General features: G+C 67.2%; 13 protein-coding genes. 7 read left to right on the top strand and 6 right to left on the bottom strand.

Annotated features, from left to right (window positions below; translation table 11 throughout):
• Positions 1 to 21: 21 nt before the first annotated feature.
• Positions 22 to 3,444: a chromosome segregation SMC family protein gene (locus ACOOE2_RS04910; protein WP_420381901.1), complete on the top strand. Its 3,423-nt coding sequence runs from the start codon at positions 22 to 24 to the stop codon at positions 3,442 to 3,444.
• Here ACOOE2_RS04910 and ubiA read toward each other — a convergent pair whose 3' ends face one another.
• Complete coding sequence (gene ubiA / locus ACOOE2_RS04905) at positions 3,445 to 4,374, bottom strand: 4-hydroxybenzoate octaprenyltransferase (protein ID WP_420381900.1); 930 nt, start codon at positions 4,372 to 4,374, stop codon at positions 3,445 to 3,447.
• A gap of 225 nt (positions 4,375 to 4,599) precedes the next feature.
• Here ubiA and ACOOE2_RS04900 point away from each other — a divergent pair, with 225 nt between their 5' ends.
• From ACOOE2_RS04900 to ACOOE2_RS04890, 3 genes are read left to right on the top strand one after another with little or no spacing between them, the layout of a single operon-like run.
• Entirely contained in the window at positions 4,600 to 5,355 is a 756-nt protein-coding gene (locus ACOOE2_RS04900) for a 16S rRNA (uracil(1498)-N(3))-methyltransferase (RefSeq protein ID WP_420384561.1), read from the top strand.
• Positions 5,356 to 5,396: 41 nt separating this feature from the next.
• Positions 5,397 to 6,770: a glutamate--cysteine ligase gene (locus tag ACOOE2_RS04895; RefSeq protein WP_420381899.1), complete on the top strand. Its 1,374-nt coding sequence runs from the start codon at positions 5,397 to 5,399 to the stop codon at positions 6,768 to 6,770.
• A complete protein-coding gene (locus ACOOE2_RS04890) occupies positions 6,770 to 7,069 on the top strand; it encodes a putative quinol monooxygenase (protein ID WP_420381898.1) in 300 nt (99 codons plus the stop codon). Before ACOOE2_RS04895 ends, ACOOE2_RS04890 begins: the two co-directional genes overlap by 1 nt.
• Positions 7,070 to 7,211: 142 nt before the next feature.
• Here the strand turns inward: ACOOE2_RS04890 and ACOOE2_RS04885 are convergent, their stop codons facing one another.
• Positions 7,212 to 8,549, bottom strand: coding sequence for a methyltransferase family protein (locus tag ACOOE2_RS04885; RefSeq protein WP_420381897.1), 1,338 nt, complete (start codon positions 8,547 to 8,549; stop codon positions 7,212 to 7,214).
• A gap of 144 nt (positions 8,550 to 8,693) precedes the next feature.
• On the opposite strand from ACOOE2_RS04885, the gene ACOOE2_RS04880 reads away from it, so the two are divergent.
• Complete coding sequence (locus ACOOE2_RS04880) at positions 8,694 to 9,677, top strand: c-type cytochrome (RefSeq protein ID WP_420381896.1); 984 nt, start codon at positions 8,694 to 8,696, stop codon at positions 9,675 to 9,677.
• Here ACOOE2_RS04880 and ACOOE2_RS04875 read toward each other — a convergent pair.
• The 4 genes from ACOOE2_RS04875 to ACOOE2_RS04860 all read right to left on the bottom strand — a co-directional run bounded on the left by ACOOE2_RS04875 (position 9,668) and on the right by ACOOE2_RS04860 (position 13,929).
• A complete protein-coding gene (locus ACOOE2_RS04875) occupies positions 9,668 to 11,035 on the bottom strand; it encodes a PQQ-binding-like beta-propeller repeat protein (protein WP_420381895.1) in 1,368 nt (455 codons plus the stop codon). The genes ACOOE2_RS04880 and ACOOE2_RS04875 overlap by 10 nt on opposite strands.
• A gap of 21 nt (positions 11,036 to 11,056) precedes the next feature.
• Complete coding sequence (locus ACOOE2_RS04870) at positions 11,057 to 11,812, bottom strand: tetratricopeptide repeat protein (protein WP_420381894.1); 756 nt, start codon at positions 11,810 to 11,812, stop codon at positions 11,057 to 11,059.
• A 108-nt stretch (positions 11,813 to 11,920) separates the two neighbouring features.
• Entirely contained in the window at positions 11,921 to 13,057 is a 1,137-nt protein-coding gene (locus ACOOE2_RS04865) for a glycosyltransferase family 4 protein (RefSeq protein ID WP_420381893.1), read from the bottom strand.
• Positions 13,054 to 13,929 carry an alpha/beta fold hydrolase gene (locus ACOOE2_RS04860; RefSeq protein ID WP_420381892.1) on the bottom strand — a complete coding sequence of 292 codons (876 nt, stop codon included), beginning with the start codon at positions 13,927 to 13,929 and terminating at the stop codon, positions 13,054 to 13,056. Before ACOOE2_RS04860 ends, ACOOE2_RS04865 begins: the two co-directional genes overlap by 4 nt.
• An 84-nt stretch (positions 13,930 to 14,013) precedes the next feature.
• Here ACOOE2_RS04860 and ACOOE2_RS04855 point away from each other — a divergent pair, with 84 nt between their 5' ends.
• Together ACOOE2_RS04855 and ACOOE2_RS04850 are read left to right on the top strand one after the other, a co-directional pair.
• A complete protein-coding gene (locus tag ACOOE2_RS04855; protein ID WP_420381891.1) occupies positions 14,014 to 15,411 on the top strand; it encodes a protein adenylyltransferase SelO family protein in 1,398 nt (465 codons plus the stop codon).
• Between the two features lie 75 nt (positions 15,412 to 15,486).
• Positions 15,487 to 16,899 carry a succinylglutamate-semialdehyde dehydrogenase gene (locus ACOOE2_RS04850; protein WP_420381890.1) on the top strand — a complete coding sequence of 471 codons (1,413 nt, stop codon included), beginning with the start codon at positions 15,487 to 15,489 and terminating at the stop codon, positions 16,897 to 16,899.
• Positions 16,900 to 16,911: the final 12 nt, after the last annotated feature.

Here is a 16,911-nt window from a genome sequence, read left to right as displayed (position 1 = left end):
CGGGCGTGCGGGTGGGGGCCCATGCAATTCAAACGGTTGCGACTGTCGGGCTTCAAGAGCTTTGTCGAGCCGGCTGAGCTGCGCATAGAGCCAGGGCTGACCGGGGTGGTCGGCCCCAATGGCTGCGGCAAATCGAACCTGCTCGAAGCGATCCGCTGGGTCATGGGTGAAAATTCGGCCCGGGCGATGCGCGGCGGCGGAATGGATGACGTCATCTTTGCCGGCACCGCGCGCCGCCCGGCGCGCGAATTCGCCGAAGTGACGCTAAGCGTGGTCGAAGGCGCCGATGCGGCGGAAACGGACGTCACCCGGCGCATCGAGCGCGGCGCAGGCAGCGTCTATCGCCTGAACGGCCGCGATGTGCGTGCGCGCGATATTGCCTTGGTGTTCGCCGATGCCGCGACAGGTGCGCACAGTCCCGCGCTGGTCAGCCAGGGGCGTATCGCCGCGGTGATCGCCGCCAAGCCTGCCGAACGTCGCGCGATGCTGGAGGATGCGGCGGGTATTGCCGGCCTGCACGTGCGCCGCCGCGAAGCCGAAACCCGGCTGCGCGCGACCGAAACCAATCTCGGCCGGCTCGACGATCTGGTCGCCGGGCTGGAAGTGCGGATCGGCGCGCTGCGCCGCCAGGCCCGCGCTGCCGAACGGTATACGTCGCTGTCCGAACGCATCCGCATTGCCGAAGGATCGCTGGTGTTTGCCCGCTGGCGCGATGCCGCCGCCGCCGCGACCGCCGCAAAGATGGCGCTGGCGCAAGCCGAAGGCGCCGAAACCGCCGCGCGCGAAGGGGCCCGGACCGCGCAAGGCGCGCAGCACGCCACCGCCGCCATCCTGGCAAAAGCGCGCGAAACCGTGTTCGACCGGCGTCAGGACCTGGCCGCACATACCCAGCGCATGACCGGGCTGGCGCTGCAATTGCAGTCTGCGCGCGACCGGCTGAGCGATATCAACCGCCAGATCGCGCGGATCGCGGGCGACCGCGAATTGGCCGATCGCGTGTCGCACGACGCAGCGCAGGCGCAGGCCCGGCTGACCGCCGGCCTGGCCGAGGCGCAGACCGCACTGAACAACGAGGAAGACGCGCGCCCCGCGGCACGATCGGCGCGCGACCGCGCCGAGATCGACAGCCGCGCTGCGGAACTTGCGCTGGCCGCCGCAACCGCCGCGCATGCCGGGATCGAGGCGGAATGGCGCGTGGCCGAGGCGTCGCTGGTCGCTGCGCGCCAGCGCCTGACGCGCAGCGACGCCGATGCCGCGCGCATCACCGCGCAAAGCCAGGCCTTGGCGCGCGAACCCGATCCCGCCCGGCGTGTCGCCGATGCCGAAACCGCGCGCGACCATGCCGCCACCGCGCTGGCCGAGGCGCGCACACGCCGCAACGAACTGAGCGCGCGCCGCGAAGCCATGACCGAGCAGCGCGACAGCGCAGCGCAGGCCCTGGCTGCCGCGCGCGCCGACCTGATCGGCCTGGAGCGCGAAGCCGAAGCGCTGAGCCGCGACAAGGCGACGCGCGACCGGATGGCCGCGCAAAAGGGGGCAACCGCGCTGTCCTCCACGCGCATAGCGCCGGGCTATGAACGCGCGCTCGCCGCCGCATTGGGCCGTGATGCGCTCGCCGCCGTGGGCCCGGCGCCTGCGCTGTTCGAAGGCCGCGTGTGGACCGGCGCTGTCGCCCCCACGCCGCTGGGCGATGCGCTGTCGCACCATGTCAGCGCCGCGCCGCCGGAACTGGCCGCACGGCTGGCCCTGGTGCGCGTCGCCGATGGCGACAGCGGACAGCCACTCGCGCCTGGCGAATGGCTGGTCACGCGCGACGGCCGCCTGCGCCGGTGGGACGGGTTCGTCGCTTCAGGCGAAGGCGCGGCGCAGGCCGCGGTGCTCGAAGCCGACAACCGCCTGACCGAATTGCATGCGCTGCTGGCGCCGCGCCGCGCCGCGCTGGATACGGCGCAGGCCGCCGACACCGCCGCACGGGCGCATCTGGCGCAAGTGCAGACCGACCTCGCCGCGACCGAGCGCACGCTGGCGGCGCATGCCGATGCCGAACGCGCCGCCTTGCGCGCGCTCGATGCAGCGCAATCCGCGCAAGCGCTGCGCGCCAGCCGCGCCGGCGAACTTGCCCGCGCCCGCGCCGATTGCGCAGACCAGCGCGCCGCCGCGCAGGCCGATGCGACCGCCGCCGAAAGCCGCCGCGCCGCGCTGCCCGATCCTGCCGCCGGCCGCATGGCGCTCGATGCGGCGCAGGCGCTGCACCAGAGCTTGCGCGTGCTGCTGCAGACCACCAGCGCTGCGCTCGCGGGCGCAGATCAGGCGATCGCGGTCGGGCGCGAACGGGTGGCGGCGATCAAGAACGACCTTCGCAACTGGCAATCGCGTGCCAGCGATGCGACGCGGCGCCTGACCGAAATGGCCGCGCGCGCCGACGAACTGGCGTCCGAGCGGGCTGTCCATGCGGTCGGGCCCGATCGGTTCGCCACCGAAATCGCCGATGGCGAGGCCTTGCGCGACCGGCTGGCGGGCGATTTGCTCGATGCCGAAGTTGCGCAGGCCGAAGCCGAGACCGCCAGCCGCACCGCCGATGCCGCCCTGGCACAGGCCACCGAAACGCTGGCCAATGCGCGTGAAACCCGCGCCGGGCACGCCGCGCGCGCGCAGAACGAAGACCAGCGCCGTATCGAGATGGCGGCGATCTCGGGCGAACGCTTTCAATGCCCGCCGCCGCTGCTGCCGACGCGAATCGGGTTTGCCGCCGATGCCGTGGGCGCGGCAAGCGCCGTCAGCGCCGATCATGACCGGCTGCTGGCCGAGCGCGAACGGCTGGGCCCGGTCAATCTGGTCGCCGCCGATGACCTGGCCAGCGCCGAAGGCGAGCATGGCGCCACGATCCACGACCGCGCCGAACTGATCGAGGCGGTGGGCCGGTTGCGCGGATCGATCGGCGCGCTCAACCGCGAAGGGCGCGACCGCCTGCGCGCTGCGTTCGAGGCGGTCGACGCGCATTTCCGCCGCCTGTTCGCGAGGCTGTTCGATGGGGGAGAGGCGCATCTGGCCTTTGTCGACAGCGACGATCCGCTCGAAGCGGGCCTCGAAATCTTTGCCCAGCCGCCGGGCAAGCGCCTGCAATCGCTGACGCTGCTGTCGGGCGGCGAACAGGCGCTGACGGCGGTTGCGCTGATTTTTGCGCTGTTTTTGACCAACCCCGCGCCGATCTGCGTGCTCGACGAAGTCGATGCGCCGCTCGACGATGCCAATGTCGAACGGTTCTGCGACATGCTCGACGCGATGGTCGGGGAAACCCGCACGCGCTATCTAATCGTCACGCACAATGCCGTGACGATGAGCCGGATGCACCGCCTGTTCGGCGTGACGATGGTCGAGCCGGGCGTGTCGCGGCTGGTGAGTGTCGATCTGGGCGGCGCCGAACGGCTGTTGACGCTGGCCTGATCAGGACATGCCCACCACGTAACATGCCGCCGCCATCAGCAGCCCGGCAAAGCGGTTCGACCGGAACCGCGCCAGCGCGCCATCGCCATCATCGGGCCGCAAGGTCAGCGCCTGCCACGCCAGATGCGTCGCGACCGGCGCCAGCGCCAGCAGTGCCAGCGGATCGGGCCGCACCAGCCACACCGCGCCGCCCCAAGCGCCGACCGCCAGCGCATAGAGCGCAATAACCCCGCCGCGCACATGCCGCCCGAACGACAGCGCCGACGACCCGATACCGATCGCCATGTCGTCTTCGCGATCCTGGCACGCATAGATCGTGTCATAGCCCATGCACCACGCCCAGCAGCCCAGATAGAGCAACCCCAACGGGGCCAGCCGGTCGAACGCGCTCGCCTGAACCCAGCCCACCGGCGCGCCCCAGGTAAACACCAGCCCCAGCCATGCCTGCGGCCAGCCGGTGATGCGCTTCATGAACGGATAGGCCGCGACCAGCAGCAGGCTGGCCAGCGCCACCAGCTGCGCCTGCCAGCGCAATTGCAGCAGCACCACCAGGCCGACTGCCAACAGCGCTGCAATCCACACCCAGGCCGCGCGCCGCGTTACCGCCCCGCTCGCGATCGGCCGAGTCGCGGTGCGCGCAACCCGCCGATCGATATCGACGTCGACGATATCGTTGTAGACGCAGCCGGCTCCGCGCATGGCGATCGAGCCCGCCAGCATCCACAGCACCATCGCCCACGGCATGCGTGCGCCCGCGAGAAACAACCCCCACACGCACGGCCAGAACAACAGCCACCACCCGATCGGCCGATCGAACCGCGCCAGCATCGCAAAAGGCCGCCACGACGGCGGCAACAGCGCGATCAGGCCGCGAAGCTCGCTATCGGGAACATGCTGGCTGTCGGGGACGATGGTCATCGTGTCGGTCATGGTGCCTTTTTTCTTCCCCCCTCCCCTTCAGGGGAGGGGCCGGGGGTGGGGCCTCTCGGCTACAACCCACCTTTGCATGAGCGTCAGCGAGTGGGGTGAGGCCCCACCCCAACCCCTCCCCTGAAGGGGAGGGGCTTTCGTCGCGGTGAATGCCGGAGCGCCCGCGCGACTGCAAGGCCGATTGCTCTGTCGCACGCAGCGCTCTACGCCCATCGCATGACACCCCTGCCCGCCACGCCCGCCTGGCCGCCGAAATCCGCGCCGCGCCTGTTCGTGTCCGGTCCGTTAGCCATCGACATCACGGTCGCAATCGACGGCCCGCAGGCGCATTACCTGACGCGCGTGATGCGCACCGCGTCCGGTGATTGCGTGATCCTGTGCGACGACGAGACCGGCGAATGGGCGGCCGAGGCCGTTGACGTGGGCAAACGCGGCCTGTCTCTGCGCTGTGTAACGCAGCTGCGCACGCGCGAGGCGGTGCCCGATTTCTGGCTATGCCCTGCCCTGCTGAAAAAAGACCGCTTCGACCTCGTGCTCGAAAAAGCGTGCGAACTCGGCGTGGCGCAAATCCGACCGGTGCTGACCCGCCGCTGCGTCGCCGATCGGATCAACCCCGATCGCGTGCGCGCAACGCTGGTCGAGGCGGCGGAGCAATGCGCCCGCACCGCTTTGCCGACATGCGCCGCGCCGGTCACACTGGCCGCGCTGCTGGCGCAATGGCCCGAAGGCCGCACGCTGTACTTCGCCGACGAAACCGGCGGCGCACCCGCTGCGCAAAGTTTCGCGCGATCGGGCCCTGCCGGATTGCTGATCGGCCCCGAGGGCGGCTTCGACCCGGCCGAACGCGATGCGATCCGCGCGCATCGCGCCGCGGTGCCGATCACGCTCGGCCCGCGCGTGCTGCGCGGCGAAACCGCCGCCATAGCGGCATGCGCATTATGGATGGGTATTGCGGGCGACTGGGCCGGCCCCCGAGAATAAGTTGTAGCGCGAAACGCATTCCATCTTTAACGGATGCGCGCATGAGCACGCGGCAGGAATCCGACACGAACGAACCGATGATCGAGAGCCGCGAGGCCTTGATCGCCCCGATGCAAAAGGGTGAGAAACCCGCATCGCGCTGGCGGATCGGCACCGAGCACGAAAAATTCGTCTATCGCAAGGCGGACCACCGCGCGCCGTCGTACGACGAGCCCGGCGGCATTCGCGATCTGCTCGACGGATTGACCGAATTCGGCTGGAAACCCATTATCGAGGGCGGCAAGGTCATCGCGCTCAGCGGCGAAGATGGCGCGGTCAGCCTCGAGCCGGCCGGACAGCTCGAACTGTCGGGCGCGCCGCTCGAAAACCTCCACCAGACGTGCGCCGAAACCGGCCGTCATCTGGTGCAGGCCAAGGCGGTGGGCGACAAACTGGGGCTCGGCTATCTCGGGCTCGGGCTTTGGCCCGACAAGACCCGCGCAGAGCTTCCGATCATGCCCAAGGGCCGCTATGCGATCATGCTGCAGCATATGCCGCGCGTGGGCAGCATGGGCCTCGACATGATGCTGCGCACGTGCACGATCCAGGTCAATCTCGACTATGCGAGCGAGGCCGACATGGTGCAGAAATTCCGCGTCAGCCTGGCGTTGCAGCCGCTGGCGACCGCGCTGTTTGCCAATTCGCCTTTCCTCGAGGGCAAGCCCAACGGGTTTTTGTCGTACCGCAGCCATATCTGGTCCGACACCGATCCGGCGCGCACCGGGATGCTGCCGTTCGTGTTCGAAGACGGCTTTGGCTACGAACGCTATGTCGACTACATGCTCGATGTGCCGATGTACTTCGTCTATCGCGACGGCAAGTACATCGATGCGGCGGGGCAATCGTTCCGCGATTTCCTCGATGGCAGATTGCCCGCGCTGCCTGGCGAAAAGCCGCGCCAGTCGGACTGGGTCGATCACATGTCGACCGCGTTTCCCGAAGTGCGCCTGAAATCGTTCCTGGAAATGCGCGGTGCCGATGGCGGCCCGTGGAACCGGATTTGTGCCTTGCCCGCGTTCTGGGTCGGGCTGCTGTATGACCAGGGCGCGCTCGATGCGGCCTGGGCGCTGGTCAAGGACTGGGATATCGAAGGGCGCGAACGCCTGCGCGCCGAAGTGCCGCGGCTGGGTCTCGATGCGCCTTTGCCCGGCGGCGGGACATTGCGCGATATTGCCGGAACCGTGCTCGATATCGCGCGCAACGGCCTGGCCGCGCGCGGCCGCCTGAACGAAGCGGGCGACAATGAAACCGGCTATCTGAGCACGCTCGATGAAGTCGTGTCGCGCGGCAAGACTTCGGCAGAGCGGCTGCTCGATCTGTATAACGGCAAGTGGGCCGGCGATCTGACCCAGATTTACAACGAATCGAGCTTCTGATGATTCTGGTTGCCGGTACCTTCCGCATGCCGCCCGAAAACGTTACGATCGCACTGGGCATGGCCCGGCGCGTGATCGAGGCGACCCGCGCCGAAGACGGCTGTATCACATATGCCTATGCGCAGGATCTGCTCGACCCGGGTTTGATCCACGTGTCGGAATCCTGGCGCGACCGGGAGGCGCTGGCGGCGCACGGCAAATCCGCGCACATGCAGGCCTGGGTCACCGAACGCGCGGTGCTGAACCTGACGGAGCGCGCCATCCGCATGTATGAAACCGACGACGGCGAAGCGATCTGAAGAACTTCTAGCCCCTCCCCTTCAGGGGAGGGGTTGGGGTGGGGGCTATCCCCACTCGCCAGCGCTTTTGGATAATCGCAACCCAAGGTTGTAGCCGAGAGCCCCCACCCCCGGCCCCTCCCCTGAAGGGGAGGGGAGAAGGTCAGCGGCGCCGTCCCGCCAGCCACTGCCCCATGCGTGCCAGTGGCGCCGTAATCGGCCCGTATGCCGTCATCCAGGCATGATAGTCGCGGTACTTTGCATCCGCGCCCAGCAAATGCGCCTCTTCGGTGCGCGCGCGCCAGTAATACACCGCGCTGACCAGGCCGAGCGTCACCGTGTTGCGCAACGCATCGACCGCCGAATGCGTGGTCGCCAGAAACGGCATCGTCAGCAGCCACCAGTAGGCGTTCTTCGACAGATACGCCGGGTGCCGCGTCCATGCATAAGGCCCGTTGGTCAGCACGCCGCGATACGTCAGGTTTGAAAAGCGCAGCCCGAATGCGACCGTCGCCCAGGCATAGATCGCCGTCAGCACGACCAGCACCACTGCCCAAGCCCACAACAGCGCCGGATAACCCTGTAACCAGAACGACCATTCGGCGGTGTTCTGGTGGTAATCGAGCACCGAGCCACTGCCCATCTCGATAAACGGCGGATAGCAGATCAGCGCCGCGACCCACGCCGCGAGCAACGGGTTGGCCGTGCGGATCTGCGCGTCGAGCGGCTTCATCGTCAGCAGATAACCGACCATCGCGATCTGCACGTCGAGCATGAACATGAATTCGGTGCTGATAGTGCCGATCGAAACGGGATTGGCTGCGATATGCACGAAATCGGCACGGACCTCGTCCATGAAGCCCAGGGTCACGATCGACAGCATGAACGCGGTGAAAAAGCCTTTGACCGCCCAGGCGCGCAGATGATCCAGCACCATGGTGCGATCCCAGGCCTCGCGCCCGATCAGCATCGCGCCGAAATGCCACGCGCCATCGCGCGGATTGACCAGCACCCGGTCGAGCCACAGCACATAAGGTACCGCGCCCACAAACAGCAGCGGCGCCGCATCGCGCATCATGTCCATGGCAAACAGGTAATTGCCGCGCCAGTACCAGCGCCCGATGCAATAGATGAACGCGATCAGAGCCCAGGTCGCCCACAGCCCGGCGATTTTCGTGATCGCGCCGTCGATCACATCGCGCAACGGGCGCGGATTGCTCCAGTCGATCCCGGTCGAGGCGCGCAGATGCACTTTGTCGACCAGGATCGAGACCAGCACCATCGGTATGCCCGATGCCAGCAATGCCAGCAGCGCGGCATAGGGCCCGGCCAGGGGCGCATGCGGCCCGGGCACGGCCAGCGCATCGCCGATCACGCCCCAGTTGCGGCAGATCATCAGCCAGGCAATCAGGCCCGCCAGCCCGGACAGACCGACCCAGCCGGACACATCACTGACTGGACGTTTGGGCGATTCGCCGATTGCATTAGGGCTCGGGATCATGATCTGCGTCCTATAATCGCCAGTCCCCCAACAATTGGTGAAGCAGCGCGCACAAACGTTTCCACCCGGGGTAAGGTTTTGCACGAGGGTGCGTGCGTGTGGTATCGTGCCAACGGGGCAAGTGGCAACAGACGGGGGTTTGTGGTGCGGGCGACATGGATACGGGCGATAACCATTTCGGCTGCGCTGTTGCTGGCCGGCGCGACGCAGCCGCCGCCGGCGTGGCTGTACCCGCCAAGATCCAGCACCGTACCGCGGCCCCCTGTTCCCCACGCTTTGGCGGGATCGACACTGCATCCGACCGATGACGAACTCGAAACCATGACCGCCGTGGTCGACTGGTATCCTGGCGACCATCCTGCTGCGCCCGCCGCTGTGATGGGGCCAACGGGAAAGGCAAACGCGTGCGGCTATTGCCACATGCCCAACGGCGCCGGACGCCCTGAAAACGCCAGCCTGGCCGGCCTCGATGCCGCCTATATCCGGCGGGCCGTCCATGCCTATGTCAGCGGCACGCGCGAAAGCAGCGAACCGACGTTCTTGGCGTTCAAGCTGATGCGCCTGACCGCGCTGGCCGCCGATGACGCCACCATCGATGCCGCCGCGCAATACTTTTCCCGCTTGCCGCGCCACGCATTTGGCCGGGTTGTCGAAAGCGCTGCGATCCCTGTGCCGATCGGCGATGCCATGGTCTATCGGCCCGATCCATCGGGGAAACGCGAGGCGCTCGGCGATCGGCTGATCGAAATGCCCGACGATTTCGGCAGGTTCGAGGCGCGCGATTCGCATCTTGGCTATACCGCTTACGTGCCGCCCGGCGCGATCGCGCAGGGTGCCACCCTTGCGTCCGGAATGGCGGCAGCCGGGCCTCCGGCGTGCACCGCGTGCCATGGGGGGGACTACAACGGGACAGCCATCGCGCCGCCGCTTGCCGGCCGTTCACCCACGTATCTGGCACGCCAGTTGATCAATTATCGCAGTGGCGCAAGGCATGCGGACGAGGCTGTCGCGATGCACGCGGTCGCCGCGCATCTGACCGATCACGATGTCATCGCGCTGGCCGCCTTCATGGCCTCGCGTCCGGTGCCGCGCGCCGGCCTGCCGCGAACCGGCGCCGATCAGCGATAGGCGGTGATGCGCCCGCTGTTGTCGAGCACATACAGCGTGTTGTTGGCTACCACCGGCGCCAGCGTAAAGCCGACGTCGTGATGAAACACCTTGGTGATCTTGCCGTCTTCGGGTGAGACCGCGGCCACGTTGCCTTCGGAACTGTTCAGCCACAGGCGATTGCCCGCCAGCACCGGGCCGGTCCAGAAGATCGGGCCCTTTTTCTTCTTCTCGACAAGGTAATGCGGCAATTGCGCCATCCAGCGGACTTTGCCCGTGGTCTTGGCGATGCAGAACAGCTTGTCTTCGTCGGTCAGCGTGAAGATCCATTCGCCTGCGACCGATGGCGTGGAAATCCCCGCCATGTTCAGTTCCCAGACGCGCTGGCCCGTGACCAGTTCATACGCGGCCATGCGCCCGCCCTGGCCCAATGCATAAACGCGGCCGTTGTCGATGATCGGATCGGCATCGATATCGGTGATCGTCGAAACCGAGGTCGCAATCGAGGTGCGCGCCAGCGCATCGCTCCACAATTGCCGACCGTTTTCATAGCGATAGGCGATCAGTTCACCCGACGAATAGCCCGCGACAATCGTGCCCTGGCCCACTGCCGGCGCCGCGACGCCAAACACGCCGGTCTGCGCCAGCGACCCGGATTCGTTCCACTGCGTAGCGCCGGTCTCGGCGTTCAGTGCGGCGATCTGGTTGTCCTGCGTCATCACGAACACCGAGCCATACCCGACCGTGGGGGAGCCACGCAGCGGCCCCAGCGGCTTGACCCGCCATTTGATCTTGCCGCTGCCGGCATCGATCGCGGCCACTTCGCCAAGCCCGGTGGTGACATACACCGTGCCATCGTCGAACGACGCACCGCCGCCGAACACCGCCGCAGTATCGGCGGCCACGACAAACGTCTGCGCCCACGCCTCCTTGCCGGTATCGGCATTGAACGCGCGCACGACGCCCAGCGTGTCCATCACGAACAGCTTGCCGCCGCCGATCACCGGCGCTGCCGCCAGCCGGCGCAATTGCGACGAGCCTGAAATCTGCGTCGTCCACAACTTGCGCGGGTGTTCGCCCAGCGCAAGCTGGCCATAGGATTTCGAACCCGAGCCGCCGCCCTGCGCCCATTCGGTATTCACCTCGGCGGGCGGCAATACGACCGCGACGCTCGCCAGGTTTTCATCGACTTTGGTTCCGGCCTCGATCCGCGACAGGATCGGCACGCGCGTGCCCATGGTCGGTGTGGATTTGACCTTGTGCTTGCCGACGCCGCATCCGCCCAAGGTGAGGGGCAGTGTCAGCGCCATCGCCGACATCGCCGCGAGGACCAGGACGCGCCTGTGCGTTGCGGGCTTTTTTACCATGTCATGCGGCATACAGGTTCCTGAAATCATGGCTTATTCGGCGAGCGCGGGTGAAGCGGCAGAGGCCGCATCGCCCGGATCGACCCCGAGTTCGACGGCAAGCTGGCTGGATCGGCGGCGCAGCGATTCGGGTACGGTCAGGTCCTTGGCCATCTGCGCAAACAGCGCCCCGGCCTCGGCCTTCTTGCCCGCCCTGATCTCGGCGACCCCGACGAGTTCGCCCGCGCTGCCGAACCAGGGATTGCCCGGCACGGCCAGCGGTTTCAGGCGGTCGATGACGGTCTGCGGCGGCACCTGGTCGAACCGTATCGCCATCTCGCGGATCGTGGCCAGATCGCGATACGGCTGCGGCGCGCTGGTATCGGCGGCGATGGCGGCAAAGATTTTCACCGCATCCTGCGGCTTTTTCTGATCGAGCGCGATCCCGCCTTCGACCAGCCGTGCCGACCCGGCGTAGCCTGCCCCGCCATCGGCGACGAGCTGGTTCAGGCTGGCCTTGGCCGGATCGTACCGCCCGGATTCGACCTGATCGAGCGCGATCGCAAAGTTTTCGCCCTTGACCCCGGCAACATGCGCAACGTGGTTGGTCCACAGCATCCAGCCCGCCAGCGCCGCCAGCGCAAGCACGATCACGCCGCCCGCGATCAGGCCATAACGGCGCAGCAGGTGCAGCGTATCATCGCTGCGCAACGCATCATCGACTTCGCGCAAGAAGACGTTTTCCTGCGCGGCGCGGCGCTCCGCATTGCGGTCGGTGGAGGTTACGGAATTCTTCGGGATCAGGGCCAAGGCTGACGCTTTCGGATCGGGTACGATTTTTTACGGATAAAACCGGTGATCGCGCGGTTTAGCGAAGCCCCGCGCCAATTCAACCACAACTTGAATCAGGCTGGCGCGTCACGGGAATTCCGCCATGCCCAGCGCGTGACCATAAAGCGCGGCATAACGCGCCGCCATCACCGCTTCGTCGAATTGCCCGGCGGCGCGCGCGCGGTTGGCCGCGCCGATCCGCGCGCGCAGGTCGGCGTCGCCCGCCAGCGTGACCAGCGTGGCGGCCAGCGCCGCCTCATCGCCTGCCGGCGTGATCAGCGCGGCGTTTTCGGGCGCCACCATCTGCGCGACATCGCCGACCGCGGGGCTGGCCACGGCCAACCCTGCGGCCATCGCCTCGATCACCGACAATGGTGCCTGTTCGCTGTCGGACGACAGCGCAAACAGATCGAACAGCCCGATCGCTGCCGCCGGATCGGCGACATGGCCGGGCAGATGGACGCGCGCCTCGCAGCCGGACGCAATCGCCTGATCCATGATCGCGGCACGCTCCGGCCCTTCGCCCAGAATGACCAGATGCCATTCGGGGCTCATCGCGGCGAAGGCGCGGACGAGGCGGGGCAGGTTTTTCACCCCGCGAAGGCCCGCCAGCGTACCCAGCCATCTGGTCCCGGGGCGCTTGGTCATGCCCGGCAGCTTGCCCGCGCGCGCGCCGACATAGCGCGCGGTATCGATGCCGTTTTCGATGCGGTGCACGCGCCCCGGCGGTTGTACCCAGGGGCCCAGCGCAATCGCCTCGAGCTGGTGCGAAGGCACGACCAGCGCGCGCGCGCGTGCCAGCCCGACGCGGCGATACCAGTTGCGCTGCCATTTCAGGCCGCCGGCTTCATCGGCGTTGAACCCGTCCTCATGGTGGATCAACGGCGCAAGGCCTGCCCCCGGGCCAAACAGCGCATGCGCCATGACCGCATCCATCGCGCCCCAGTTGTACGTCAGGATCAGATCGAACCCGCGCATCGCGCGGGCCAGCACCTGCAACCGCCGCACCCCGAACCGCCCGGCCAGCGCCGGAAACCCGAACGGATAATGCACCGATATCCCCGGCGCGATCAGGTCGCGCGCGCCCATCGCCTCCGGCATGGCCGATACGATCGAGTGGCTGATGCCTGCGCCAAACCGGTTGATCAGCGCGACGGCGCGGCGCTCCTTGCCCCCGGCGGAAAACGTCGAATGCAGATGAAGGATATGCGGCTGGCGGTTCACGCCACTTGCCCGAGCAGCCGCGCAATCGCATCGCGCGCCACCGGCTCGTCGAGAGTGGGTGCATGGCCGATGCCAGGCAGCGTCAGCAATTGCGCCCCTTGATGACGCGCGACCATCGCATCGGCGGTTTCACGCGACAGGATGTCCGAAACCCCGCCGCGCACCACCAGCAGCGGCCGCCCCGCCAGCGTATCGAACAGCGGCCACAGATCGGGTGCCGGGGTCGTGCCATCGGCAGCAGCAAACGGTTCGGCAATCGCCATGTCATAATCGAACACGACGGCGCCGGCCTTCTCGCGCATCATCCGCCTTGCCAGCCGCAGCCAGTCGGCAGGCGCGGCATCGGGGTAGATATCGGCCTGCGCCCTGGCCAGAGCACGCGCCGCCGCATCCCAATCCGGATACGATTGTGCCACCCCGACATAGCCACGGATGCGTGCCAGGCCGGCCGGATCGATATCCGGCCCGATGTCGTTGAGCACCGCGCCGGCGATCCGCGATGGCGCAACACTTGCCAGCAACAGCGTCAGCAATCCGCCAAGCGACGTGCCGATCGCCACAAAGGGTTCGACGCCCATGTCTGTGAGCATCAGCAGCGTATCGTCCAGGTATTGCGCGGGATTGTACGTCGCCGAAACCGGGCTGTATGCGCTAAGCCCCCGCCCGCGCAGATCGGGGCAGATCACGCGGCGCCCCCCGAACTTTCCCCCGACCTCTGCGATCGCGGCGGCCAGATCCTCGAAATCGCGCGCATTGCGGGTCAGCCCGGGCAGGCACACGACCGTGCTGCGCGCCGGATCGCCGCGATAGTCCTGCGCCGACAGCGCAAGGCCGTCGCGCGATTGCCAGGTGTGCGTTTCGAAAGCTGCCATACCCCATCGGTTGCGGCTAAAGCGCCCGATTTGCAAGTCGTGAAGTGCTTGGCGATTGCCGGGCCCCGCCCTACAAGGCCAGCCATGGAAGCCCCCGCCATCGCACCGTTGCCCACCACCTATCAGCCCGATCCGCAAATCCTGAGCCTTTCATCCTGGCTCGGCGATCGCGTGGCGGCGGCCGATTTTCCCGAAACGATCCTGCGGTTCCGCAACGATCGCGCCGCCGCGCAGGTCGGCCTTGCCGGTCTGGACGATGCGCAATGGATCGCCCATTTCGGCCGGTTTGCGCCACTGCCGGGCAACCTGCCACAGCCGCTGGCGCTGCGCTATCACGGCCATCAGTTCCAGGTGTACAATCCCGATCTGGGGGACGGGCGCGGGTTCCTGTTTGCGCAGATGCGCGACGATGCCGGCCACCTGATGGATCTGGGGACCAAGGGATCGGGCACGACGCCGTGGAGCCGTGCGGGCGATGGCCGCCTGACGCTGAAAGGCGCCATGCGCGAAATCCTCGCGACCGAAATGCTCGAAGCGCTGGGCGTGAACACCAGCCGCACGTTCAGCGTGATCGAAACCGGCGAGGCCCTGCAGCGCGGTGACGAGCCCTCGCCCACGCGGTCTGCCGTCATGGTCCGGCTGAGCCACGGCCATATCCGGATCGGCACGTTCCAGCGGTTGCTTGCGCTGCAAAAGCCGGAGGAGATGCGCGAACTGATCGACTATTGCCTGGTGCAATACCCCGGTCCCATGACCGCCGAGCTCAGCCCGGCCGCACAATTGCTGAACCAGGTGGTTGAGCGGCTGGCTGATCTGGCCGCGCAATGGATGGTTGCGGGCTTTGTCCACGGCGTGCTCAACACCGACAACATGAACATTTCGGGCGAAAGTTTCGACTACGGGCCGTGGCGCTGGCTGCCGCACTGGGACCCGCAGTTTACCGCCGCCTATTTCGATCACCAGCGGTTGTATGCCTATGGCCGTCAGCCGCAGGCGCTGCACTGGAATTGCGGACAACTGGCGGTAGCGTTGCGCCTGGTCGAAGATGCGCCGCCGCTGATCGCCGCGCTCGAACGCTTTCCCGACCTGTACCGCGCAGCCATGGCGCGGCGCTGGTGCTGGCGGCTGGGCGTGGCGCCGCGCGGGGTCGAGCCCGACAGCGCGCTGATCGCGGCAAGCGAACGCGCGATGGTCGAAACAGCGATGGGCCCCGATGCGTTTTTCTTCGTCCATCGCGGTGCGCGCAATGTGACAGGCGTGCTGGCCGAAGCGCTTGCCGGGTACCAGCCTGTGATCGATGATCACCCTTATTGGGCCGACCCGGCGCCGGTCTCGATGGTGATCGAAGAGGTCGAGGCGATCTGGGCGCCGATCGCGCAGGCCGACGACTGGTCCGCATTGGACGCGAAAATAGCTGCGATCCGCCGCATGGGTGACGCATATGCATCAGGTGCGTCCAAAGAGTCGCAAATGGGACGGTAGCGCCGCACTTGCCCCCCGGTAGACTTGACCTGCCTGCGATCACGGGCAGAATGCGACAGGATGGATAAGGCGAGCGTGTCGACGGACATCATTTCCAGTGAACCGGCGACGGGCGAGCAAGTGTGGCGTGGCCCCGTCGGTGATGTCGGCGACACGGTTGCGCGCGCGCGCCGCGCGTGGCCCGCCTGGGCCGCGCAGCCCCTGACCAACCGCATCGAGCTGATGCGCCGGTTTGCCAATGAAGTGCGCCGCGAATACGACAACCTGAGCCATCTGATCGCGCGCGAAACCGGTCGGCCGCTGTGGGACACGCGCAGCGAAATCGACGAGGTGATTGCGCGGATCGAAATTTCGATCCGCAGTTATGCCGAACGCACCGCGCAGCGACGGCTCGACAGCGCACTGCAGGGCAGCAGCGCGCTGCGCCACAAGCCGCATGGCGTGATGGCGGTGATCACGCCCGCCAGCAGCCCGGCCATTGTCCCTGTTGCACAGATCGCGCCGGCGTTGATCGCGGGCAATACCGTGGTGTTCAAACCGTCCGAGCGCGTGCCCGCCACCGCCGAACTGCTGGTGCAGTGCTGGTATCGCGCCGGCATTTCGGCCACCGTGCTGCAATTGCTGATCGGCGGAGCCGACCAGGGCCAGGACCTGGTTGCGCACGCCGGCGTCGACGGGGTGTTGTTCACAGGGTCCGCGCATGTTGGCATCGCCATCAACCGGCGTCTGGCGGGCAACCCCGGCAAAGTGGTCGCGCTGGAGATGGGCGGCAACAATCCGATCGTGGTGTGGGACACGCCCAAGATCACCGACGCGGCAGTGCTGGTCGTACAATCGGCGTTTGCCGGCGCGGGGCAGCGGTGCACCGCGGCGCGGCGGCTGATCATCAAGGCGACGATGTATGACGCGCTGATCGATGAAGTGCGCCGGTTGACCGAACGCCTGATCGTCGGCGGGCCGTTCGACGACCCCATGCCGTTCATGGGCCCGGTGATCGACAACAGCACGGCCGACGGCCTGACCGAAAGCTTTGTCTATCTGCTGTCCAACGGTGGCCGTGCGATCAAGCATCTCGTCCGACTCGACGATGCGCATCCGTTCCTGTCCCCTGCGATCATCGATGTCACCCGGATGGCCGATCGCCCCGATGTCGAGCTGTTCGGGCCTTTGCTGCAGGTCGTGAAAGTCGATGATTTCGAAACCGCGATTGCCGAGGCCAATGCCACCCGGTTCGGCCTGTGCGCCTCGCTCGTCGGGGGCAATCCGCAGGACTACAACCGGTTCTGGGCGCAAGTGCGCGCCGGCGTGATCAACTGGAACCGCCCGACCCACGCGCACGCGGCCGGCGCGCCGCTGGGTGGCATCGGCCTGTCGGGCAACCACCGCCCGGCCGCGTATTACACCGCCGACACATGCGCATACCCGGTGGCGTCTGCAGAGCTCGACCAGCCGCGCGCGGGGTTGGGCATCGGGTTGAAGGACGCATAACGACCGTGTTGT

Source organism: Novosphingobium sp., from assembly GCF_965214355.1.
Lineage (GTDB): Bacteria > Pseudomonadota > Alphaproteobacteria > Sphingomonadales > Sphingomonadaceae > Novosphingobium.
This window is presented reverse-complemented; position numbering and strand designations above follow the sequence as displayed.

Coding starts and splice junctions, on each gene's coding strand:
- ACOOE2_RS04885 (WP_420381897.1), bottom strand. CDS start 8,549: ATGATCCCGAGCCCTAATGCAATCGGCGAATCGCCCAAACGTCCAGTC.
- ACOOE2_RS04875 (WP_420381895.1), bottom strand. CDS start 11,035: ATGCCGCATGACATGGTAAAAAAGCCCGCAACGCACAGGCGCGTCCTG.
- ACOOE2_RS04895 (WP_420381899.1), top strand. CDS start 5,397: ATGAGCACGCGGCAGGAATCCGACACGAACGAACCGATGATCGAGAGC.
- ACOOE2_RS04910 (WP_420381901.1), top strand. CDS start 22: ATGCAATTCAAACGGTTGCGACTGTCGGGCTTCAAGAGCTTTGTCGAG.
- ACOOE2_RS04890 (WP_420381898.1), top strand. CDS start 6,770: ATGATTCTGGTTGCCGGTACCTTCCGCATGCCGCCCGAAAACGTTACG.
- ACOOE2_RS04860 (WP_420381892.1), bottom strand. CDS start 13,929: ATGGCAGCTTTCGAAACGCACACCTGGCAATCGCGCGACGGCCTTGCG.
- ubiA (WP_420381900.1), bottom strand. CDS start 4,374: ATGACCGACACGATGACCATCGTCCCCGACAGCCAGCATGTTCCCGAT.
- ACOOE2_RS04855 (WP_420381891.1), top strand. CDS start 14,014: ATGGAAGCCCCCGCCATCGCACCGTTGCCCACCACCTATCAGCCCGAT.